The 22,538-nt window shown below is 73.9% G+C and carries 16 protein-coding genes; 12 read left to right on the forward strand and 4 right to left on the reverse strand.

All coding sequences use genetic code 11. The features are described 5' to 3' along the window. Positions 1–7: 7 nt before the first annotated feature. A complete protein-coding gene (locus OG455_RS05120) occupies positions 8–1,426 on the reverse strand; it encodes a sensor histidine kinase (protein WP_266290658.1) in 1,419 nt (472 codons plus the stop codon). Positions 1,427–1,717: 291 nt separating this feature from the next. On the opposite strand from OG455_RS05120, the gene OG455_RS05125 reads away from it, so the two are divergent. Continuing rightward, entirely contained in the window at positions 1,718–3,505 is a 1,788-nt protein-coding gene (locus tag OG455_RS05125) for a CoA transferase (RefSeq protein ID WP_266290660.1), read from the forward strand. Then, on the forward strand, positions 3,502–5,433 hold the full coding sequence (locus OG455_RS05130; RefSeq protein ID WP_266290662.1) for a class I adenylate-forming enzyme family protein: 1,932 nt from the start codon (positions 3,502–3,504) through the stop codon (positions 5,431–5,433). Before OG455_RS05125 ends, OG455_RS05130 begins: the two co-directional genes overlap by 4 nt. Before the next feature lie 55 nt (positions 5,434–5,488). On the opposite strand, the gene OG455_RS05135 is transcribed toward OG455_RS05130, so the two are convergent. Next, positions 5,489–6,337 (reverse strand): helix-turn-helix transcriptional regulator, encoded by an 849-nt coding sequence (locus OG455_RS05135; RefSeq protein WP_266300661.1) that lies wholly within the window; start codon positions 6,335–6,337, stop codon positions 5,489–5,491. Between the two features lie 335 nt (positions 6,338–6,672). Between OG455_RS05135 and OG455_RS05140 the strand changes: the two genes are divergently transcribed. From OG455_RS05140 to OG455_RS05150, 3 genes are all read left to right on the forward strand, one after another. Further along, positions 6,673–7,527: an NAD(P)-dependent oxidoreductase gene (locus OG455_RS05140; protein WP_266290664.1), complete on the forward strand. Its 855-nt coding sequence runs from the start codon at positions 6,673–6,675 to the stop codon at positions 7,525–7,527. A gap of 160 nt (positions 7,528–7,687) precedes the next feature. Beyond that, the gene (locus OG455_RS05145) at positions 7,688–8,389 is read left to right on the forward strand and encodes a DUF5995 family protein (protein ID WP_266290666.1); all 702 of its coding nucleotides are present in this window, start codon (positions 7,688–7,690) and stop codon (positions 8,387–8,389) included. Positions 8,390–8,668: 279 nt separating this feature from the next. Continuing rightward, entirely contained in the window at positions 8,669–10,306 is a 1,638-nt protein-coding gene (locus tag OG455_RS05150) for a cellulose binding domain-containing protein (protein WP_266290668.1), read from the forward strand. A 130-nt stretch (positions 10,307–10,436) separates the two neighbouring features. On the opposite strand, the gene OG455_RS05155 is transcribed toward OG455_RS05150, so the two are convergent. Continuing rightward, positions 10,437–11,900 (reverse strand): GuaB1 family IMP dehydrogenase-related protein, encoded by a 1,464-nt coding sequence (locus OG455_RS05155; protein ID WP_266290670.1) that lies wholly within the window; start codon positions 11,898–11,900, stop codon positions 10,437–10,439. 335 nt (positions 11,901–12,235) lie between these two features. Then, on the reverse strand, positions 12,236–14,227 hold the full coding sequence (locus OG455_RS05160) for an ABC transporter ATP-binding protein (protein ID WP_266290672.1): 1,992 nt from the start codon (positions 14,225–14,227) through the stop codon (positions 12,236–12,238). A 344-nt stretch (positions 14,228–14,571) separates the two neighbouring features. On the opposite strand from OG455_RS05160, the gene OG455_RS05165 reads away from it, so the two are divergent. The 7 genes from OG455_RS05165 to OG455_RS05195 all read left to right on the forward strand — a co-directional run bounded on the left by OG455_RS05165 (position 14,572) and on the right by OG455_RS05195 (position 22,511). Continuing rightward, a complete protein-coding gene (locus tag OG455_RS05165) occupies positions 14,572–15,459 on the forward strand; it encodes a patatin-like phospholipase family protein (RefSeq protein ID WP_266290674.1) in 888 nt (295 codons plus the stop codon). Between the two features lie 56 nt (positions 15,460–15,515). Beyond that, positions 15,516–16,559 carry a 1-acyl-sn-glycerol-3-phosphate acyltransferase gene (locus OG455_RS05170; RefSeq protein ID WP_266290676.1) on the forward strand — a complete coding sequence of 348 codons (1,044 nt, stop codon included), beginning with the start codon at positions 15,516–15,518 and terminating at the stop codon, positions 16,557–16,559. A 97-nt stretch (positions 16,560–16,656) separates the two neighbouring features. Next, positions 16,657–18,441 carry a thiamine pyrophosphate-requiring protein gene (locus tag OG455_RS05175; protein WP_266290678.1) on the forward strand — a complete coding sequence of 595 codons (1,785 nt, stop codon included), beginning with the start codon at positions 16,657–16,659 and terminating at the stop codon, positions 18,439–18,441. Between the two features lie 122 nt (positions 18,442–18,563). Then, on the forward strand, positions 18,564–18,992 hold the full coding sequence (locus OG455_RS05180) for a hypothetical protein (RefSeq protein ID WP_266290680.1): 429 nt from the start codon (positions 18,564–18,566) through the stop codon (positions 18,990–18,992). A 2-nt stretch (positions 18,993–18,994) separates the two neighbouring features. After that, positions 18,995–19,693, forward strand: a complete 699-nt coding sequence (locus tag OG455_RS05185; RefSeq protein WP_266290682.1) for a gluconate 2-dehydrogenase subunit 3 family protein — start codon at positions 18,995–18,997, stop codon at positions 19,691–19,693. Then, positions 19,690–21,408 (forward strand): GMC family oxidoreductase, encoded by a 1,719-nt coding sequence (locus tag OG455_RS05190; RefSeq protein ID WP_266290684.1) that lies wholly within the window; start codon positions 19,690–19,692, stop codon positions 21,406–21,408. Before OG455_RS05185 ends, OG455_RS05190 begins: the two co-directional genes overlap by 4 nt. Next, positions 21,405–22,511, forward strand: coding sequence for an enolase C-terminal domain-like protein (locus OG455_RS05195; RefSeq protein WP_266290686.1), 1,107 nt, complete (start codon positions 21,405–21,407; stop codon positions 22,509–22,511). The genes OG455_RS05190 and OG455_RS05195 overlap by 4 nt, the downstream gene beginning before the upstream one ends. Positions 22,512–22,538: the final 27 nt, after the last annotated feature.

The raw sequence follows: 22,538 nt of genomic DNA on the forward strand, positions 1-22,538 counted from the left end.
ACCGACCTTAGCCCGGGAGGTGGGCGGCAGCGATCGGTGGCGGGTCCTCGGGCGGTGGGGCCTCGGGCGGTGGGTGCGCGGGCGGTGGGTGCGCGAGCGGGGGCGTGAGCGGTGGGGGCGATGGGGGCGGGGGCGGTGGGAGGGGGGTCGGTGGGAGGGGGGTCGGGTCGTTCGGGCTGGGTGGGCTCGATGGGCTGCGTGGGCTGCGTGGGCTGAGTGGCAGGCTGAACCGCACCTCGAAGCCGCCCGTGGCCAGCGGCCCGGCCCGCAGCTCGCCGCCGTAGAGGTTGACCCGCTCGCGCATCCCGATCAGCCCGTGGCCACCGCCGGGCAGCGCCGGACCGGTGGTGCCGGTGGTGCCGGCAGCACCGGCCGCGGACTCCGGTCGGCCGCCGCAGTCGGTGACCTGGGCGGTCAGTTCGTCCTTCCCGTAGTGCACGGCCAGCAGCAGCCGGGTGGCGCCCGCGTGCTTGAGCACGTTGGTCAGCGCTTCCTGGATGACCCGGTACGCGCACAGCTCGATCCCCGGGGGCAGCGGCCGCTGCTCGCCGGTGATCCGCAACTCGGCCTGGATCCCGGCCACCTCGACGCGCTCCAGCAGTTCGCCGAGCCTGACCAGGCCGGGCGGCGGACGGAGCGGGGCACCCGGCGGCTCGGCGGTGCCGCCGATCGGCAGCCTCAGCACCTGGAGCAGGCTGCGCATCTCCTCCAGCGTCTCGCGGCTGGTCGCCGCGATGGTGCGCAGCGCGCCCCGGGCGGTGGGCGGGTCGGCCTCGAAGACGTAGTCGGCGAGGCCCGCCTGCACCGACATCACGGAGAGGTGGTGGGCGACCACGTCGTGCAGCTCGCGCGCGATCCGCAACCGCTCCTGGGTGACCGCGTGTTCCGCCCTGGCTTGCTGCTCCGCCGCCAGCTGCCGGGCGAGATCGGCCAGTTGGCGGTTGCGTTCGCGCAGCTGGCGGTCGTGGCGGCCGAACCACCCGAGGATCGTGGGGGTGGCCAGCGCCTGGGCGAGCACGGTGGGGAAGGAATCGGCGGCCGGAGGAAGCCCGGCCACGATCCAGTCGGCCGCCATGACCGCGCCCGCGGCGAGGCCCATCCGGCCACCGCGGAACACCACCACGGTGTAGAAGGCGAGCATGGTCGGGTAGGTGCCGACCACCGGCCAGAACCCCTCGGCGATGTAGCCGAGCCAGCACGCCTGGCCGACCAGCAGCACCGTCATCGGCAGCCGGCGCCGGAACACCAGGACGCCGTTGAACGCGTAGGTCAGCAGCTGCCCGTCGAGGTCCATCGGCCGCCAGCCGTTCGGCGGCACCTGGCGGCCGAGCAACACACTGCAGAGGGTGACGCCGACGACCAGCGCGACGTCGATCACCCACGGCCGCCAGCGTGTCCAGCGCTCGCCGACCACCGTGCCTGTCACCCCACCGCCCCTCTCCCAGGCCCCGTGGCTCCTCGGGCCCCGGCCACTCCCCGAGCCCCGAGGCCGAACCCGCGCACTCCGGCGAACCCTAGCCAGAACGCCGGGTGGCGGCATCCACCGTGAGGTGGGGATCCGGCTACCGCAGCGGGTTGAGGCGGCGCGAGCGGTTTGAGACGGTGCGAGCGGGTGACAGGGAGATGATGGGGCGTCACCCTTTGTGCTAGCTTCGTCACAGAGCGCGCGCACCGGGCTCAACCTCCCCTTCCGCACCACGAGGACCGACGAGGCCCGATGCCACGGATCAGCACGAACCGCCCGTTACTGCGCCGACCGGGCAACGCCGTCGGGGCCACCGGCCCGCTCGCCGGAGTGCGGCTGGTGGCGGCCGGCGAGGGCGCCGCTGTCGAGCTGGCGACTCGTCAACTCTGGACATTGGGTTGCCAGTTGGGTCCTCACGCAGCCCTGGCAGAAGGTGCCGGGAGGCTGGCGCTCGGCAGCCTGAGTTGCGCGATCGACTGGGCCGGGCCGGTGGCGCTGCCGCTGCGTGACGAGGCCGGCGTCCAGGCGGCCTGCGGCATCGCGCAGGTGCACGGTCGGCGCCACGGCGGCCCGCTGCCGCTCGGGATCGACTACGCGAGCGCGGTGGCCGGCGTGCTGGCCGTACAGGGGCTGCTGGCCGCACGGTTCGCGATGCTGCGCGGCTCGGCGGTGCGCGAGGTGCGGACCTCGGTGGCACAGGCCGCACTACTGACGGTGGGTCAGTACCTCGCGGCGGCCACGGCGGACGAGACGGCGCACGGAACGGGGGGCGTTCCGGACGGCCGGAGCGGTGCGGGGGGCGGCTACGGAGCGGGGGCGGTCGGTGGCGCGGGGACGGCCGGTGGCGCGGGCACCGGTGCGGGGGCCGGGGGCGCGCGGGCCGGAAGGACGGATGCCGGGGATTCCGCGGTGGCCCGGTTCACCGCTGCCGCACCGCCGTTCACCAGCGGGGACGGCGTGCGGTTCGAGATCGAGGCGCTGGAGCCCGGGCAGTGGCTGGAGTTCTGGAGCCGGCTCGGGGTACCAAACCGGGTGATCGGGCACGGTTGGCCGCCGTTCCAGCTGCGCTTCGCCACCGCGCGCTGCCGCCTCCCGGTGGAACTGGCCGAGGCCGCCGCCGGGTTGCCCTATCAGGAACTGGCCGTGGCGGCGGCCGAGGCGGGCCTGGCGATCGTCCCGGTGCGGGCCGGCGGCCCGCGCGACTACCCGGCCCCGCCCTGGCGGATCGCGCGGGCCGGCGAACCGCCGATGCCACCCGGGGCCACCACGGCCCCGCCGGTGGCCCTGCCGCTGGCCGGGGTCGTGGTGGTCGAGATGACCCGCCGCCTGCAGGGCCCGCTGGCCGGGCTGCTGCTGTCGCTGCTCGGCGCCGAGGTGATCCGGATCGAGCCGCTCGGCGGCGACCCGCTGCGCGGGGTACCGCCGATGGTGGGCGAGGTCTCGGCGCGGTTCCACGCGCTCAACCGGGGCAAGCGGGTGGTCGAGGCGGACCCGCGCTCGACCGCCGGGCGCCGGGCGATCCGCGAACTGGTCGGCGGGGCCGACGTGTTCCTGCACAACCTGGCCCCGGGCAAGGCCGAGGAGTTCGAGCTGGACGCCGAGCGGCTACTCGCCGAGCAACCGGGGCTGGTGCATGCCTGGGCCTCCGGGTGGGGTGAACTCTTCGGCGGCAAGCCGCCGTTCGGCACTGACTACCTGGTGCAGGCGCACAGCGGGCTGGCCGCTCTGGTCACCCCGCCCGGCCGGCCGGTCACCCCGTCGCTGCTGACCATCACCGACATCTTCGGCGGCCTGGTCAGCACCGAGGGCGTGCTCGCCGCACTGCTGGCGCGGGCCGTCACCGGATACGGCCAGCGGGTCGAGTCCTCGCTCTGGTCGGCCGCCGTCACCCTGCTGGACACCGCCACCCCACCGCGCACGCCGCCCAGCGCCCTGCGTCCCGCGACGATCGGCGAGCTGGCGGCCGACCCCCGGTTCGCGGGCGCGCTGGAGCGCGACGGCTGCCTGCTGCCGCGCTCACCCTGGGAGTTCCACCCGTGAGCACGAGCCTCCCGGGCGCGCCGGTCGGCCCGACGCCGGCGGCAGGCGCGGCGCCGATGGCAGGCGCGGCGCCGATGGCAGGCGCGGCGCCGATGGCAGGCGCGGCGCCGATGGCAGGCGCGGCGCCGATGGCAGGCGCGGCGCCGGCGACACGGCTGCACAGGGGCGCCGAGCAGTCGGCGCCGGTCTGGCGCTCCCCGCAGGGTGTCGAGCTGCCCGATCTCGTCCCGGCCGGGCTGCGCCGGGCCTGGGCCGAACAGGGCGGATTTCCCGCGCGGGACGTCTACCAGTTGTTCCAGGACCGGGTACGTCGGCACCCCGGGCAGCAGGCTGTGGTGGACCCGCGCGAGTCGCTCGACTACGCCGAACTCGACCACCGGGTGCGGCTGATCGCCCACCAGCTGCGCCAGGGCGGCGTCGGCACCCGGGAGATCGTGGCGATCCGGCTGCCGAACGGCTGGCCCGCGGTGGCCGCGGAGCTGGCGGTGGCCGCGCTCGGCGCGGTCGCTCTGACCTTCCCCGACGGACGAGGCAGCGGCGAGGCCGTCGCCCTGCTGACCCGCTCCCGCGCAACCGCGTTGGTCGCCACGGCCGCAACGACCCGCACGGTCCATGCGATCCGCGCTGGGCATGACCAACTACCCTTCCTGGAAGCACTGTTCACCTTCGAGGCGGACGCCGCACCGGGCGTGCGGCGACTGCTGATCGGCGCCGAGGGGCAGCCACCACCAGCGGAGCAGGCGACGGCCGCGTTCGACCCGACCGCATTCGACCCGACCGCATTCGAGCCGGTGGCGTTCGACCCGACCGCGTTCGACCCGACCGCATTCGAGCCGGTGGCGTTCGAGCCGGTGGCGGCCGAACCTGCCGGACCGGCCAGGATCCTGGTCTCCTCGGGCTCCGAGGCCGAGCCCAAGATGGTCGCCTATGCGCACCATGCGATGGCGGGCGGGCGCGGAGCCTACCTGGCCCAGGTGTTCGCGGGCACCGAGGTGCCGCGTGCCCTGGTGCTGGTGCCGCTGGCCGCCTCCTACGGCTCGCTCGGCGTCGTCTCGCTCTACCGCCACGGCGCGACGCTGGTGCTGCTGGACGGTTTCGACGCCGCCGCCGCCCTGCGCGCCGTCACCGAGCACCGGCCCACCCATCTCTTCGGAGTGGCCACCATGCTGCGCCGGATCACGCAGCTGCCACCTGGTCCCGGCGAGGACCTCTCCTCGCTGCGCTCGGTGGTCGCCAGCTGCGACGGGCTGCCGGCCGAGCTCCTCGCCGCCTGCCTGGAGCGGTTCGGCTGCCCGGTCAGCAACCTCTACGGCTCCTCGGACGGGGTCAACTGCCGTGCGGAGTACCGCACCCCGACCGAGGACACCACCCTGCTCGGGCGCCCCGACCCGGCCGTCTGCGACTTCACGGCGCGCGACGCGCGAGGCCGTGAGCTGCCGCCCGGCACGCCGGGCGAGCTATGGGCGCGCGGCCCGATGACGCCGCTCTGCTACGTCGGCGCACCGGAGTTGGACCTGCAGCGCCGTGATTCCGACGGCTGGGTGCGCACCGGCGACCACGGACTGCTGACCGCCGAGGGTCGGCTTCGGCTGCTCCGCCGCAACAGCCAACTGGTCAAACGCGGCGGCTACTCGATCAGCCCGGCCGAGGTGGAGCGGCACGCCGGCGCCCACCCCGCGCTGGCCGAGGCGGTGTGCGTGGCGGTGCCGGACGAGGACCTGGGCGAGCGGCTGTGCGTCTGCGTGGTGCCCAGGGCCGGCGAACCGGCTCCGGACCTGGCCGAGTTGAACCACTTCCTGGAGGCGGTGCGCGGATTGGAGCGGCGCAAGCTGCCGGAGCAGTTGATCGCGCTCGACGCGCTGCCCCTGGCGGCGACGGGCAAGTTGGCCCGCGCGGAGCTGACCGGCCTGGCCGCCGCGCGACGCTGAGCGGCGGAACGGCACGGCAGCGGCAACGGCAGCCGGCGGCAGCAGCGCGTCCTGGCTACCCTCGCGCCTCCGTCATCCGCTGCTGGCCGATCACCCGGAGCAGCTCCAGGCGCCCGGCCGACTCGCTGCCGGGACGCGCCGTGAAGACCACCAGCCGCTGGCCCTCCCCCGCCCCGGCCAGCACCTCGCAGTCCAGCTCGATCGCCCCGACCTGCGGGTGCAGGAAGGTCTTGCACTCGGCCCGGCGCACCGCCACGTCGTGCCGCGCCCAGAGCTCCCGGAACTCCTCGCTGGTCGCCAGCAGGCTCTCCACCAGCTCGCGCACCTCGGGATCATCCGATCTGGCGGCGTGCAGCACCCGCAGTCCGGCCACGTGCGCGCGGGCCAGTTGCTCGTGGTCGGCGGGCAGGAAGAGCGAGCGGCTGCCCGGGACGGCGAACCAGCGCCAGACGAGGTTGCGCTCGCGCGGCGGCACCTGGGTCATGTCGCCGCTCAGCGCGGCGCTGAGCGCGTTCTGCGCCAGGATGTCACCGAGTTCCGAGACCACCTGGGCCGGCGTGTCGTAGAGGCGGTCGAGGATCAGCAGCAGACCGGGGCGGACATGGGTCAGCCGCCCGGCTCCGCGCGGCGGTTCATGACCGGCCAGGTGGAAGAGGTGGTCCCGCTCGTCGCCGCTCAGGCGCAGCGCACGGGCCAGTGCGGCGAGCAGCGCGGGCGAAGGCTGCGGGCCCCTGGCCTGCTCCAGACGGGCGTAGTAGTCGACCGAGAGGCCGGCCAGGCCCGCCACCTCCTCACGGCGCAGCCCCGGGGTGCGGCGCCGGGCGCCGGGTGGCAGCCCGACGTCGGCGGGCGTCAGGCGGGCCCGCCTGCGGCTGAGGAAGTCGGCGAGTTCCTGGCGGTCGATCATGGTCCAAGGATGGCCCCTCCCGTTCCGGCTATCCAGGGATTATGAGTCCCTGGACAGCGAATCCGCTGCTCAACAGGTCTCTCCCGGCAGCGGCCGGACAGGCGCAGAGTGGTGGGCGAGCCCGACGGACGGGTCAAGGCCGGCGAACGGCGAACGGCTGACTGGTGGCGGCTAACCGTTGACTGCTGACTGCTGACGACGGGCAGCTGACCGTTGGCGGCTGACTGCCAACAACTAACGGATGACAAATTTCGTCATCTGTCAGCCGTCAGCGACAAAACCGCGGGCAACGAACAGCGGGCGACGGGCAACGAACAACAAGGAGAGCGACGATGACGAAGATTCTGGTGACCGGCGCGACCGGGCAGGTCGGCCGACGGTTCCTGCCGCGGCTGGTGCAGTGGGCGGGCGCCGACGCGGTGCGAGTGCTGGTGCGGGACGCGGCGGCGGTCGAGGGCCTGGCCCGGGCCGGGGTCGAGGTGGTGGCCGGAGACCTGCGCGAGCCCGGAGACCGGGTGAAGGCGCTGGCCGGTGCCACCATCGTGGTCAACGTGGCCGCCGCCTTCCGGGGTGTGCCCGACGACGAGGCCTTCGCCGTGAACCGGGACGCGGCGGTCGCGCTGGGCCGCGAGGCCGTCGAGGCGGGCGTGCGCCGGTTCGTGCAGACCAGCACCAACCTGGTCTACCCGGCGGGCCTGGGCCGGCCCGCGCTGGAGAGCGATCCGGCCGACCCGGGGCCGGCGGCCAACGTGTACCCGGCCTCGAAGGCACAGGCCGAGGCCGGACTGCGGGAGCTCGCCGAGCAGCTGGAACTGACCGTGGTGCGACCGGCTTTCGTCTACGGGGAGGGCGACAGCCACCTGCGGGACGCGCTGCCCCGGGTCGCACAGTGGCCCGCGCACAAGCGGCTGCCCGTGGTGCACCACGCGGACCTGTCGCAGGCGCTCTGGCGCGCGCTCAGCATGCCGGGCGCGGCCGGGCGCACCTACAACGTGCTGGACGACGCCGCCATCACCGCGCACGACATCCGCGCACTGCACGGGGTGCCGCAGCCCACGGACACGGCCGACCAAGTGGACACGGACCCCTGGCACGGCGTGGCGAGCACCGCGCTGATCCGCGCGGAGCTGGGCTGGCGACCGCTCTACCCGTCGGTCTGGACGGCACGGGACGCCGGGGCGCTCTGACGCGCCCCCACCGGCCCCCTCGCCACGTCCTCGCCACGTCCTCGCCACGCCCTCGCCACGCCCTCGTCGCGCCCCGCCGCGATCACCCGGTCGGCCGATATCGGACAGCCGCTCGATTTGACAGGCTGGACCTCCCCGGCCGCGGAGGTGAGGTGAGGTCATGACCGAGGTGACGACAGGGCCGACCCAGCAGGCAGAGCTGACGGTCGATCAGGTGCTGGCGCGGATGCGCGAGCTCGCGCCCGGCTTCCCACCGGACGACGGGGTCGGCGTCTTCCACCGGATGTACCTGACCGTCACCGAGCTGGTCGCCGCCAGGCTCTCCGACGCCTACTTCACCGACCCCGCCGCGCTGGCGGTGCTGGACGCGCTCTTCGCCGGCCGCTACCTGGCCGCGGTGGACGCGGACGCGGCCGGCGCACCGCCGCAGGCCTGCTGGCGGCCGCTCTTCGAGTTGCGCCGGCGGCCCGGGATCCACCCACTGCAGGCCGCGCTGTCGGGGATGAACACGCACATCGAGCACGACCTGCCGCTCGCCGTGCTGGACACCTCCCGGCGACTGGGCCGCGATCCGCTCTCCTTCGAGGCCGACTACCACCGGATCAACGACCTACTGGCCCAGGTGGAGGCCCAGGTCCGCATCGCGCTGCTGCCGGAGCCCGGCCGGCTCCGAGACGCCGAGCCGCTGCTGCACGTGATCGGCGTCTGGAGCATCGACCGGGCCAGGGCGGCGGCCTGGGCCACCGTGCTGGCGTTGCGCGGCCTGCGGGAGTCACCACTCGCCTACCGCGCCCTGGTCGCCGCGCTGGACGATTCAGTCGGCATGGTCAGCCGGGCACTCCTCACCCCGGTGGGCGACTGACCCGCGGGCAGCGCGGCACCGGACAGGGCAAGCGGCCCGCACGGGGACGGGCCGGCAGGGGGTAAGGGGGCGGCAAGGGCCTGGTCAGCGGCGGTCTTGGACGCGGCAAGGGCACAGCAAGGGGGGCCTACCTTGAGCTGACCTTAAATCATCACCGGTTCCCACCAGCGCTATTGACGCACCCTATTGGTCTCTACCAATGTGGGGGAGCCGCGGCACTCCCCCACACTGTCCTGGCGGCGTGCTCCGTGCGCCGCCCCACGCCGAGGAGGCCCGCCCATGAGGCGTGTCACCCTGCCCACCGTCGTAGCCACCGCGCTGCTCTCCGGTGTCGTCCTGCCCCTCTCGCTGCCGGCCGCCGCCCAGGCCGCCAGCGGCATCACCGGCCTGGTCGCGACCGTGACCTCGCCACAGAGCTGGCAGGGCGGTTTCGAGGCCGACTACACGATCACCAATGACACCCGGGCGACCGTCAACTCCTGGTCGCTCAGCTTCGACCTGCCCACGGGCGAAACCGTCAGCAGCGCCTGGAACGGCACGCTGACCAGCACCGCGACCAGCACCGGCAGCCACGTCACGATCACCTCGCCGAGCTGGGCCTCCCCGCTGGCCCCGGGAGCGAGCGCGCCGGTGGTCGGGATGGACATCAGCGCCACCGGCACCCAGGTCCTGCCGGCGAACTGCCTGATCAACAACGCGCCGTGCGCCGGCGTCCCGGTGAACAACACCCCGCCGACCGTCCCCACCGGGGTCGCGGTCTCCGGCACCGGGCCCGACACCATCTCGCTCGCCTGGAACGCCTCCACCGACAGCTCCGGGGTGGCCGGCTACAACGTCTACGAGGGCAGCTCGGTGGTCGCCTCGACCACCACCGCGACCTCGGTCACCGTGCCCGGCCTGCTGGCGGGCAGCAGCCACACCTTCACCGTGACCGCCTTCGACGCGCTCGGCAACGAGTCCGCGAAGTCCACCGCGGTGACCGGCGTGGCCGGCAGCGGCGCCACCCCCGGTGTGGCCGCCCCCTTCGTCGACCTCGGCGCCTACCCGACGCCCGACCTGGCGCAGATCGCGGCCACCACCGGCCTCAGGCAGTTCTCACTGGGCTTCATCGTGAACGGCACCACGGCGTGCACGGCCAGCTGGTTCAACGCCTACGACCCCGGCACCGGGTGGGACAAGGCCGACTTCGACGCGGTCCGCGCGGCCGGCGGCGACGTCCGCCCATCCTTCGGCGGCGCCAACGGCACCGAGCTGGCCCAGTCCTGCACCACCGTGCCGACGCTGACCGCGCAGTACCAGAAAGTCGTCGACGCCTACGGCCTGGACCGGATCGACTTCGACATCGAGGGCTCCGCGGTCTCCGACCACGCCTCGATCGACCGCCGCTCGGCCGCGATCGCCGCCGTCCAGGCCGCCCAGCGGGCCAAGGGCCGCGACCTCAAGGTCACCCTGACCCTGCCGGTGCTGCCCAGCGGCCTGACGGCGGACGGCGTCTACGTCCTGCAGTCGGCCAAGGCCGCCGGGGTGAACGTGGACGCGGTCAACGTGATGGCGATGGACTTCGGTGACACCGAGGCGCCCAGCCCGTCCGGCAAGATGGGCGCCTACTCGATCCAGGCGGCGCAGTCCACCCGCGCCCAGATCGCCTCGGTCTGGCCGACCCTCACCACCGCGCAGACCTGGGCGATGGTCGGCGTCACCCCGATGCTGGGTCAGAACGACAACGCGGACGAGGTGTTCGGCCTGGCCGACGCGCAGCAGTTGCTCACCTTCGCCCAGCAGAACCACCTCGGCGAGCTCTCCTTCTGGGAGGTCACCCGGGATGGCAACGCCTGCACGGGCAGCCTGTTCAAGTGCACCAACATCGCCCAGTCGCCGTACCAGTTCTCCAAGCTCTGGGCCACCTACAACGGCTGATACAACGGCGGACCGGGGCGGACCCGGTTCGAACCCCGGTCAGCCGAGGCGGACCCGAAGGCCCGCACGCCCGTCGGCCCCGCGCCCGGACCTCACGGTCCGGGCGCGGGGCCGACGGGTGCCGGGCGGCTCAGGCCCAGCTGGAGTGCAGCGGCTTGCCCTCGGCGTAGCCGGCCGCGCTCTGCACGCCGACGATCGCCTTCTGGTGGAACTCCTCCAGGCTGCTGGCGCCCGCGTAGGTGCAGGAGCTGCGGACGCCGGCGATCACCGAGTCGATCAGGTCCTCGACACCCGGGCGGGCCGGGTCGAGGAACATCCGCGAAGTGGAGATGCCCTCCTCGAAGAGCGCCTTGCGGGCCCGGTCGTAGCCGGACTCCTCGGCCGTGCGGTTGAGCACCGCGCGGGCCGAGGCCATGCCGAAGCTCTCCTTGTACTGGCGGCCGTCGGCAGCCGTCTGCAGGTCACCGGGCGACTCGTAGGTGCCGGCGAACCAGGAGCCGATCATCACGTTGGAGGCACCGGCGGCCAGCGCCATCGCGACATCGCGCGGGTGGCGCACCCCGCCGTCCGCCCAGACGTGCTTGCCCAGCTTGCGCGCCTCGGCCGCGCACTCCAGCACCGCCGAGAACTGCGGGCGCCCCACGCCGGTCATCATCCGGGTGGTGCACATCGCGCCCGGACCGACGCCGACCTTGAGGATGTCAGCGCCCGCCTCGACCAGGTCGCGCACACCCGCGGCGGAGACCACGTTGCCCGCCACGACCGGCACCTCGGGGGCCAGCCCGCGCACCGCGCGCAGCGCGCTGATCATCGACTCCTGGTGACCGTGGGCGGTGTCCACCACCAGCACGTCGGCGCCGGCGTCGAGCAGTGCCTTGGCCTTGCCGGCCACATCGCCGTTGATCCCCACGGTGGCCGCGACCCGCAGCCTGCCGGCACCGTCCACGGCCGGGGTGTAGAGGGTGGCGCGCAGCGCGCCCTTGCGGGTCAGGATGCCGACCAGCCTGCCTGCCGCGTCCACCACGGGGGCGACCTTGCGGTGGCCCTCGTTGAGCCGCTCGAAAGCGGTCCGCGGGTCGATGCCCTCGTCGAGCAGCAGCAGGTCGCGCGACATCACCTGGGCCAGGCTGGTGAAACGGTCCACCCCCTGGCAGTCGCTCTCGGTCACCACGCCGACCGGCTTGCCATCCTCGACCACCACCAGCGCACCGTGCGCCCGCTTGGGCAGCAGCGCCAGCGCGTCCGCCACCGTGGCACCGGGCGCGAGCGTGACCGCCGTGTCGAAGACCAGGTGCCGCTGCTTCACCCACCCGATCACGTCGGCGATCACCTCGGTGGGAATGTCCTGCGGGATGGCCACCAGGCCGCCGCGCCGCGCCACCGTCTCCGCCATCCGGCGGCCGGCGATCGCGGTCATGTTGGCCACCACCAGCGGGATGGTGGTTCCGGTCCCGTCGTTCGAGGAGAGGTCGACGCCCTGCCGGGAGCCCACGGCGGAGCGGCTGGGGACCATGAAGACGTCGTCGTACGTCAGGTCGTACGGTCCCGAGTAACGGTCGTCGATCGTGCCGGTCTGGGGGTTCAAGAAGCGCATGAACGGGGCTCTCTGACTTCGGGAGGGTAGACCTCGGGTGCAGGTAGGGCCGGTCGGCCGAGCGCACTCGGGCGCCCCGCACCCAACCGTCGATCCTGATCGATACCCCGCTCGAAAGCCAGTTCACACGCGAACGTTGAAGATCCACACGAGAGACTGCGATGAACTGGCGCACATGCCTGTAGGAAGGTACAAACTCGCGGGCGCACGCAGGCTCGGCGCGGGCTCGATCCGTGTCGGTCGGTGTCGGTCGGTGTCGAGAGACGCTGTTCCCGACACCGACCGAGCTCGGTGACCGGTACTACTCGGTGGCCGGTACTACTCGGTGGTGAGTCCTACTCGGGGGCGGTGCGCTGGCCGGGGACGGCGCGGTCGCGTTGGAGGTCGAGGAGTTCGCGGAACAGGCCGTCCCGCTGATCGGCCAGCTCCTGCCAGGTGCCGGTCTGGGTGACGCGGCCCTGGTCCATGACGATCACCCGGTCCGCGACGGCGGCGTTGGCGATGTTGTGGGTGACCAGGAGGGTGATGCGTCCGGGGGCGAGGGCGCGCAGCGAGTGCAGGATCCTGTGCTCGGCGCGGGGGTCGAGGTCGGAGGTCGGCTCGTCCAGGATCAGCAGGCCGGGGTTGCGGCTGGTCCGGTAGAGGGCGCGGGCGACCGCCGCGCGCTGCCAGCCGCCGCCGGACAACTCCGCGCCGCCCCACCAGCCCTGGGCGAGGAGGGTGCGCCACCCTGAGCGCAGGCGTCCCACGATCTCGTCGAAGCCCGTCTTCTCGGCGGCCCGCCGCACGGCGTCCAGTACGTCCGGGTCGTCGGCGCCGTGCCCGAGGTGGACGTTCTCGGCGGCCGGGAGCGGCCAGTTCGCATACTCCTGCGGCACTCGCGCGACCCTGCGCCACAGGCCCTCGGCGTCCAGGTCCGCGATCGGAACCCCGTCCCAGGTGATCGACCCGGTCCTGGGCAGGTAGAGACCGGCCAGGAGCTTGAGGAGGGTGGTCTTGCCGCTGCCGTTCTGCCCGATCAGCGCCACGACCTCGCCGCGGCGCAGCGTCATGTCGACGTCGCGCAGCGCCGGTTCCTGCTGGTCGCCCGGATAGGTGTAGCTGAGCCCCTTGACCTCGACCGTGCCGGGTGCGCCGGGGACGACGGTGCCGCGCTCGATCCGGTGGCCGCCGGCCTCGTCGAGGAAGCCGAACAGGTCGTCGAGGTACAGGCCCATCCGGTAGAGGCGGGCGCCGTTGCCGACCATGCCCTGCAGGCCGCTCGACGCGGTGCGCAGCGCGAAGACGGCGGTGCCGGCGGCGGCCAGGCCGATCCGGCCGGTGGCGACGAGGTAGAGCAGGGTGCCCCAGATCAGGGCCGTGCCGGCGCCGGTGCCGAGGGAGGCGACCAGCGAGACCTTGGCGGCCTTGGTGGTCGCCTGGTCGGTGGCGGCGGCGATCTTCGCCTCCGCCGCACGGTACTTGGCCATCATGAAGGGGGCGATCTGGTCGGAGCGGACCTGGTCGGCGTTGCGCTTGTCGATCAGGAACCAGCGGTAGATCCGCAGGGCCTGCCGGTCCTCGTTGGTGCTGATCGAGGCGAGGTAGTGGATGCGGGCGGTACGGACGGCGGCGACCCCGGTGGGCACCGAACCGAGCAGCAGGAACGGCAGCAGGTAGGGGTGCAGGGTCGCCAGCACGCCGGCGGCGGCGACCAGCGAGACGGTGGAGGCGATCACGTCCTGCGCGTTGGTCAGCAGGTCGGGGACGGTGGCCGCACCGCGGTCGGCCGACTCCCACCGCTCGTTGTAGGTGGGTTCGTTGTACGCCTCCAGCTCGGCCGCGCAGCCGGCGGCGATCAGGGCGAGTTCCGCTTCCCGGCCGATCCGGGGGGACACCCGGCCGGACAGGGTGGTGACGGCGATGGCGAGGACGGCCCGCAGCGCCGCAGCGGCGGTGAGCACGGAGAGGGACGGCGCCGCGACCGCGAGGTGCCCGGCGATCGGGCCCGGCTTGAGGAGCGCGGCGAGGGTGCCGGTGGTGGCGTACAGGGCGACGGCACCGCAGACCCCGGACAGGACCTGGCAGACGAGGAGCAGCACGGTGGAGCGGGGGTCGGCGGTCCAGGCCAGCGCGAGGGCCCGGCGGACGAGGTGGGGCAGGCGGCGCACCATCGCGCCGGTGGACATCGACTCCGCGGCGGCTGCCCGCCGGTCGCCGGGGAAGCGCAGGTGGAACTCCTCGGAGTGCTCGGACTCGGAGTGCTCGGACTCGGGGCGCTGGGGTTCGGGGTGTTGGGCTGCGGGGGCGGCGCTCTGCTGATCCGCCTTCACGCTGTGCTCGGACACATTGCTCCCTTGGTCGGCGGCCTGGTTGCGGAGGTGGGGTGATGACGTGCCGGGGCGGTGACGCGGTGGGCTGGTGGGCGTGCTCGGTCAGCGGCGGTGCCGGTCGGCATGCCGCGCAACGGGGTGGGCTGCTGGTGCGGTCCCCGATCCTGGCAGCGCGCTGCCGGGACGTTCGGCGTGTCCCGGCGGGTCTCACTCGATCCGGGTGAATCCGTGTCCGCGTCGGCGAGTTGGTGGCACCGGGGCGACGGATCACTCCTCGGCACGGAGGGGGACGAGCCACCGGCTGACGCGGACCGGCTACCCGGGGGCGTGAAGGCGCCTGGTGCGGGAAGACGCCCGGTATGAGGACACCAGCCGCCACGCAGCCGCCCGGGGAGACCGCGGGGCGCTACCGGTGCGCCTTCGTGCTGGGCGGCGGGGGCTATCTCGGCGCCCACGAGGTCGGGATGCTCCGGGCCCTGCTCGAAGCCGGCATCCGTCCGGACCTGGTGGTCGGCACCTCGGTCGGCGCGCTGAACGGGGCGGTGCTGGCCGCCGACCCGACGCCCGACGCGGTCGAGCGGCTGGTGGCGGTGTGGGCGGGGCTGACCGGCTCGGCGGTCTTCTCCGGCTCGGTGCTCCAGCGGACCCGCACCGCCGTGCGCAGCCGGACCCATCTGCACTCCGACACGCGGCTGCGGGCGCTGCTGGAGCGCGAGCTGCACGGACGGCTGATCGAGGACCTGGCCGTCCCGTTCCAGTGCGTCGCGGCGGAGGTGGAGTCGGCCGCCGAGCACTGGTTCACCGAGGGCCCGGTGGTGGAGGCGCTGCTCGCCTCCTGCGCGGTCCCCGGGCTGTTGCCCGCCGCCCGGATCGACGGTCGCCACTACCTGGACGGCGGTCTGGTGAACAGCATCCCGGTGGGCCGGGCCGTCGCCCTCGGCGCGCGGGAGGTGTTCGTCCTGCAGGTCGGGCGGATCGAGCAACCGCTGCGGCCGGCCCAACGCCCTTGGGAGGTGCCGCTGGTCGCCTTCGAGATCGCCCGGCGGCACCGCTTCGCCCATGACGTGAGCAACCTGCCACCGGGGGTCGATGTCCACCTGCTGCCCTCGGGGGCCGCCGACGAGCGCCCGCCCGGACCGGTCAGCCAGCTGCGCTACCGGGACGCCCGCCGCGTCGCCGAGCGGATCGACCGCGCCCACCGGGCCAGCGCCCGCTACCTGGCGGGGCTGCGCCCCGTGCAGGACTGACGGGCCGGCGCGCGATGAACCGCCGAGCGACGGGCGGGCGTGCGACGAGCCGCCGAGTGGAGGGCCGGCGCGCGACGGGCCGGCTCCGGTGTCTGCTGCGGCGGAGCGTCACCGTCCCGCTGCTGCTCGTCAGCCTCCCGGCGGCCGCCGCGCTGCTGCTCGTGGCGCTGGTCTGCCAGTTGCCGCTGCTGCTGCTCGGCCGCCGCCGCGCCCGACCCGTGCGGCTCGCCGCGTTGCTGCTGCTGTACGTCCTGGCGGATCTCGGCGGCCTGCTGGCCGCGACTGTCAACTGGCTGCGCTGCCTGGGGCGGGCCCGGGGTGCCGAGCGGCGCGCCGAGCTGGACCACCGGCTGCTGGGCCGGCTGCTGCGCATCGTGCACGGAGCCGGTGCCCGCCTCTTCGACCTGCGGCTGCGGGTGCGCCCCGATCCGGCGGGCGGGGGCAGCACCGGCGGCGCGGGCCCGGGCGGTCCGCTGATCGTGCTCGCCCGGCACGCCGGACCGGGCGACTCGTTCCTCCTGGTCGACCAGTTGCTCTCCGCGGCCGGCTACCGCCCGCGGATCGTGCTGAAGCAGCGGCTGCGCCTGGACCCCACCCTGGACGTGCTGCTCGGTCGCCTGCCCTCCTGCTTCGTGCCGCCCGGAGGCGGCGAGACCGACGCGACCGTGGCCCGCATCACCGAACTCGCCGCCGGGCTGCGGGACGGGGACGCACTGGTGATCTTCCCCGAGGGCGGGAACTTCACCCAGCGGCGCCGGCAGCGCGCGATCCGCCGGCTGCGCCGGCGCGGTGAGCGGGCCCGGGTCGCGCACGCCGAGCGGGACCACCACGTGCTGCCGCCGAGGATGGCCGGCACGCTCGCCGCCCTGGCCGCCGCACCGACGGCGGACGTGGTCTTCGTGGCCCACACCGGGCTCGACGGCATGGACTCGATCGGCACGGTCTGGCGCGGCCTGCCGCTGACCCGCCCGGTCCGCGCGCGGTGGTGGCGCGTCCCGGCCCGCGCGGTACCCACGGGGCGGCAGGCCCGGGAAGCCTGGCTACTGGCCCACTGGGACCGGGTCGACGCCTGGGTGGCGCTCAACCGGGCGGCCGGCTGAGGGTTTCCCGCGCACCCCGCGGGTCAGACGCGGCAGTGGGCGCCGCGCCGCGCGCCCTGGCCCCGCGGGGCCGTCGACACCGATGGGAGTCCATGCGATGAAGGTCTCGGACTACGTCCTGGAACGGCTGCGCGAGTGGGATGTGGAGCAGGTGTTCGGCTATCCCGGCGACGGCATCAACGGCCTGCTCGCCGCCTGGGGCCGGGCCGACAACAAGCCCCAGTTCGTCCAGGCCCGGCACGAGGAGATGGCCGCGTTCGAGGCGGTGGGCTACGCGAAGTTCTCCGGACGCACCGGGGTGTGCGCGGCCACCTCGGGGCCGGGCGCGATCCACCTGCTGAACGGCCTGTACGACGCCAAGCTCGACCACGTGCCGGTGGTGGCGATCGTCGGGCAGACCGACCGCAGCGCGATGGGCGGCTCGTACCAGCAGGAAGTTGACCTGCTGGCGCTGTACAAGGACGTCGCCGAGTACTGCGAGATGGTCACCGTCCCCGAGCAACTGCCCAACGTGCTGGACCGCGCGATGCGGATCGCCGCGACCCGCCGCACCGTCACCGCGCTGATCATCCCCGCCGACGTGCAGGACCTGGAGTACGAGCCCCCGGCCCACGCGTTCAAGATGGTGCCCTCCAGCCTCGGGGTCGGCTACTACGCGCCGATCCCGGCCGACCAGGAGATCGCCCGCTGCGCGGAGATCCTCAACGCCGGCGAGAACGTGGCGATCCTGCTCGGCCAGGGCGCCCGGCACGCCCGCGCAGAGGTGGAGCAGCTCGCCGAGGTGCTCGGCGCGGGCGTGGCCAAGGCGCTGCTCGGCAAGGACGTGCTGCCCGACACGCTGCCCTACGTGACCGGCTCGATCGGCCTGCTCGGCACCCGCCCGTCCTACGAGCTGATGCGCGACTGCGACACCCTGCTGGTGATCGGCTCCAGCTTCCCGTACAGCAACTTCCTGCCCGAGTTCGGGCAGGCCAGGGCCGTGCAGATCGACATCGACCCGTCCATGATCGGCCTGCGCTACCCCTTCGAGCTCAACCTGGTGGGCGACGCGGCCGAGACCCTGCGGCGGCTGCTGCCGCTGCTGGAGCGCAAGAGCGACCGGACCTGGCGGGAGACGATCCAGCAGCGGACCGAGCACTGGTGGCGCGTGATGGAGGACCGGGCGGCCGTCGAGGCCGACCCGCTCAACCCCGAGCAGGTGGTCCACGCCCTGGACGCGCTGCTGCCCGACGACGCGATCATCGCCGCCGACTCCGGCTCGTCCGCGAACTGGTACGCCCGGCACCTGCGGATGCGCGGCTCGATGCGCGGCTCGCTCTCGGGCACCTTGGCGACCATGGGACCCGGCGTCCCGTACGTCATCGGCGCGAAGTTCGCCCACCCCGACCGGCCGGCCATCGCGCTGGTGGGCGACGGGGCGATGCAGATGAACGGCCTCGCGGAGCTGATCACCGTCGCCAAGTACTACCGGCAGTGGGCCGACCCGCGGCTCATCGTCGCGGTGCTCAACAACCAGGACCTCAACCAGGTCACCTGGGAGATGCGCGCCATGGAGGGCGCCCCGCAGTTCGAGCCCTCCCAGCAGCTGCCGGACGTGCGCTACGCGGACTTCGCGGTCCAACTGGGGCTCTACGGACGGCGGGTGGAGGACCCGGCGGACGTCGAGACGGTCTGGCGCCAGGCGCTGGCCTCGGACCGTCCGTACGTGATCGACTTCCGCACCGACCCGGCGGTGCCGCCGATCCCGCCCCACGCGACGGTGGCGCAGATCAAGGCGGCGACCTCGGCGGTGGTCCACGGCGACAGCGATCGCGGCTCGATGATCCGCCAGGGCATCAAGGCCAAGATCCAGGAGTTCCTGCCCAGCGGGGAGAAGGAGTGAGCACCGTGCTCCGGTCGCCGCACCGGTCGCCGCTCAGGTCTCCGCTCAGGTCGCCACTCAGGTCGCCACTCAGGTCGCCACTCCAGGGTCGAACGGCCTTTCACGTCAGGGACGTTCACGGCGTGCGCCTGCTGCCGAGGGTGGCCCGCAACGTGCGCCACGGCCGCCTGGAGCGCTCACTCTCGCTGCTGATGGCGGGCGGCGCGCTGATCACCTCCGCCGAGATCTACCTGGAGCACGACCGGGCGAGCTTCGGCAACCGCGTGATGTGGTGGCCCGTCGTGCTCGGCCCCCTCGCCGCCGCGGCGGGCGTCGCCGGCTTCGCCAGTCGGCGGGCAGCGCACACCGCGTTGCCGCTGGTGTCGGCGGCGGTCGTGGCAAACGGGCTGCAGGGCACCTACCTGCACGCCCGGGGCGTCGCCCGCAAGCCGGGCGGCTGGTCGATGGCCCGCTACAACGTGGAGATGGGGCCGCCGCTGTTCGCGCCGCTGCTGGTGACCATGGTCGGCGGGATGGGCCTGCTGGCCGCCGCCCTGCGCCGGGAGCGGTGAGCGTGGCCGCGCGGCGCCCGCCGTCGGAGCGGGCGGTGCCCTCGGGCGAGGCCGGCCGGCGCTTCCCCGGCTTCGATGTGCTCGACCAGTCCGGCGCCTGGGACCCGGTGACCAGCGCCACCGTCTTCCAGCGCCTCCAACTCCCGCCGGAGCTGCGTTTCTTCACGACCGAGGAGGAGGCCTGCGCCGGTCCGCTGCTCGACCTGCTGCTCGCCCAGGACGGGCCGCCGGGCCAACCGAAGGTGCCGGTCCTGCAGTTGATCGACGCGCGCCTGGCGGAGGCGCAGACCGACGGCTGGCGCTACGAGGACATGCCCGAGGACGGCGAGGCCTGGCGTGCCACGCTGCGCGCCCTGGATCAGGACGCCGGCGATCGCCATGGCGCGCCGTTCGCCGCGCTGGGCGACGAGCAGCAGCGCCAACTGGTCCAAGCGGTGCAGGACTTGCAGGGAAAGGATTGGCACGGGATGCCCGCGCGGCACGTCTGGAGCCTGTGGACCCGCTACGCGTGCACCGCCTTCTACGCGCACCCCTGGGCGTGGAACGAGATCGGCTTCGGCGGCCCCGCCTATCCGCGCGGCTACGCCCGCCTGGGGGTGGGTTCGCGCGAGCGCTGGGAGCACCCGGACGCCGACCCGCGCGATCCGGCGGCCCCGCGACAGCAGCGGCAACCTCGACCGCCGCAGGAGGAGAAGCAGTGAAGGGACGCCTGGCGGCCGCCCGCGCCACCCTCGCGCGGAGCGCGGGATCGCAGCGGGCGATCCGCGAACGCAACGCCTCCGCCTGGCTGCTGCCCGACGACGGCTCGCGCTTCGACCAGCACCTGGTCGAGCGGATGCGCCGGTTCGAGGACGCGGACGAGGTGGACCTGGTCATCGTGGGCTGCGGCGCGGGCGGGGCCACCCTGGCCCAGCGGATGGCGCACGCCGGCTGGTCGGTGGTCTGCCTGGAGGCCGGCCCGTTCTGGGACCCCGACACCCAGTGGGTCAGCGACGAGGCGGGCTCGCACCAGCTCTACTGGAACGAACCGCGAGTGATCTCCGGCCCCGACCCGGTGCCGATGGGATCGAACAACTCGGGCCGCGGGGTGGGCGGTTCGACCGTCCACTTCGCGGGCTTCGTGCCCCGCCTGCACCCCAGTGACTTCACCACGCTCACCGACGACGGGGTGGGCGCCGACTGGCCGATCGGCTACGAGGAACTGCGCCCCTCCTACGAGCGGATCGAGCAGGAGCTGCCGGTGGCGGGCCAGTACTGGCCCTGGGGCGACCCGCACGGCTACCCGCACGCCCCGCACCCGGTCGGCGGCAACGGCGAGGTCTTCCTGCGCGGGGCGGCCGCGCTGGGCATCGAGGCCCGGGTGGGACCGGTCGCCATCACCAACGGTCGCTTCGGCAATCGCCCGCACTGCGTCTACCGGGGCTTCTGCCTGCAGGGCTGCAAGGTCAACGCCAAGGGCTCCACGCTGATCACCCACATCCCCGACGCGCTCGCGCACGGCGCGGAGATCCGCACCGGGTCGATGGCCGCCGCGATCGAGACGGACGCCCAGGGCCGCTACGCGACCGGGGTGCGCTACCTGCGCGAGGGCCGCGAACACGTCCAGCGCGCCCGGATGGTGGCGGTGGCCGGCTACGCGATCGAGACCCCGCGGCTGCTGCTCAACTCCGCCGACCGCCGCTTCCCCGACGGGCTGTGCAACGACCACGACCTGGTGGGGCGCTACGTCATGGTGCAGGGCGCGCCGCAGACCGCCGGCCGGTTCGCGGACGAGATCCGCGCCTACAAGGCCCCTCCGCCGGAGGTGAGTTCGGAGGTGTTCTACGAGACCGACCCGGCCAAGCCCTACCGGCGCGGGTACGCGATCCAGACCGTCTCGCCACTGCCGATCACCTGGGCCGAGCACGTCGCCGCCCAGGGTCACTGGGGCCGCGACCTGCGCGGCTACTTGCAGGACTACATCCACTGGGCCACCCTCGGCGCGCTCTGCGAGCTGCTCCCCCAGGCCGGCAACCGGGTCACCCTCGCCGACGAGCGGGACCGCCACGGCCTGCCGGTGGCGAACTTCTCGTACAGCCAGTGCGACAACGACCGTGCCGTGATCAAGGCGGCGCGCACCACGATGGAGGAGATCCTGCGCGCCGCCGGCGCCACCGAGGTGATCACCATCGAGCGCTACGCCCACCTGGTCGGCGGCTGCCGGATGGCGGCGGACGCCGAACACGGCGTCGTCGACGGCGATCTGCGCACCTTCGCGATCCCCAACCTGCTGATCACCGACGGCAGCGTGCTGCCGACCCAGGGGTCGGCCAACCCGGCGCTCACCATCATGGCCCTGGTCGACCGCGCCGCCCGCCGCCTGGTGGCGGGCGAGCGTCAGGGCCTGCGCACCCCGACGGAAGGCGGCTCGGCATGACCCCCGACTCCCCGCTCCTGGAGAGCCTCGACGTCCAGGTGCTGACCGTCCCCACCGACGGGCCCGAGGCGGACGGCACCCTCGCCTGGGACGCCACCACGATGGTGCTCGTGCAGGCCCGGGCAGGCGGCGCGACGGGTCTCGGCTGGACCTACGGCGCGCCCGCCACCGCGGCGGTGATCCGCGACCAGCTGGCCGAACTCGTGCTGGACCGGCCGGCGTTCGACGTGCCGGCCGCCAACGAGGCGATGGGCAGGGCGGTCCGCAACGCGGGGCGCCCCGGCCTGGTCGCCGGGGCGGTCTCGGCCGTCGACATCGCGCTCTGGGACCTCAAGGCCCGGCTGCTCGACCTGCCGCTGGTCGACCTGCTGGGAGCAGCCCGCCAGGACGTGCCCGTCTACGGCAGCGGCGGCTTCACCAGCTACGACGAGCGGCGCCTGACGGACCAGCTGCGGCACTGGACGGACGAGCAGGAGATCCCCCGCGTCAAGATCAAGATCGGCGAGTCCTGGGGCACGTGCGAGGAACGCGACCTGCGGCGCACCGAGCAGGCCCGCGCGGCGATCGGCGACGACACCGAGCTGTACGTGGACGCCAACGGCGGCTACCAGCGCAAGCAGGCCGTCCGCCTCGCCCGCACGTTCGCCGGCCTGGGCGTCAGCTGGTTCGAGGAGCCCGTCTCCTCCGACGACCTGGCCGGGCTCGCCCTGGTCCGCGACGCCGTCACCGCGGACGTGACCGCCGGGGAGTACGGCTACGACCTGCCGTACTTCGCCCGGATGATCCCCTCGGTGGACTGCCTGCAGGCGGACGCCACCCGCTGCGGCGGCCTCACCGGCTGGCTGCGCGCCGCTGCCCTGGCCCAGGCGAACGGCCTGCAGCTGTCCGGCCACTGCGCGCCGCACGTCCACGCCCACGCGGCCGCCGCGATCCCCAACCTGCGCCACCTGGAGTGGTTCCACGACCACGTCCGGATCGAGGAGTTGCTCTTCGAAGGGACCTTGGACCCGCGCGGCGGGACGCTGCGCCCCGGCCGGGACGGCGCCCCCGGGCTCGGCCTGACCCTGCGAGCCGACCGTGCCGAGCGCTACCGCACCGCCTGACCCACCGTCATCCCCGCTCCGGGGAAG

The sequence above is a fragment of the Kitasatospora sp. NBC_01287 genome (assembly GCF_026340565.1).
Classification (GTDB): Bacteria; Actinomycetota; Actinomycetes; order Streptomycetales; family Streptomycetaceae; genus Kitasatospora.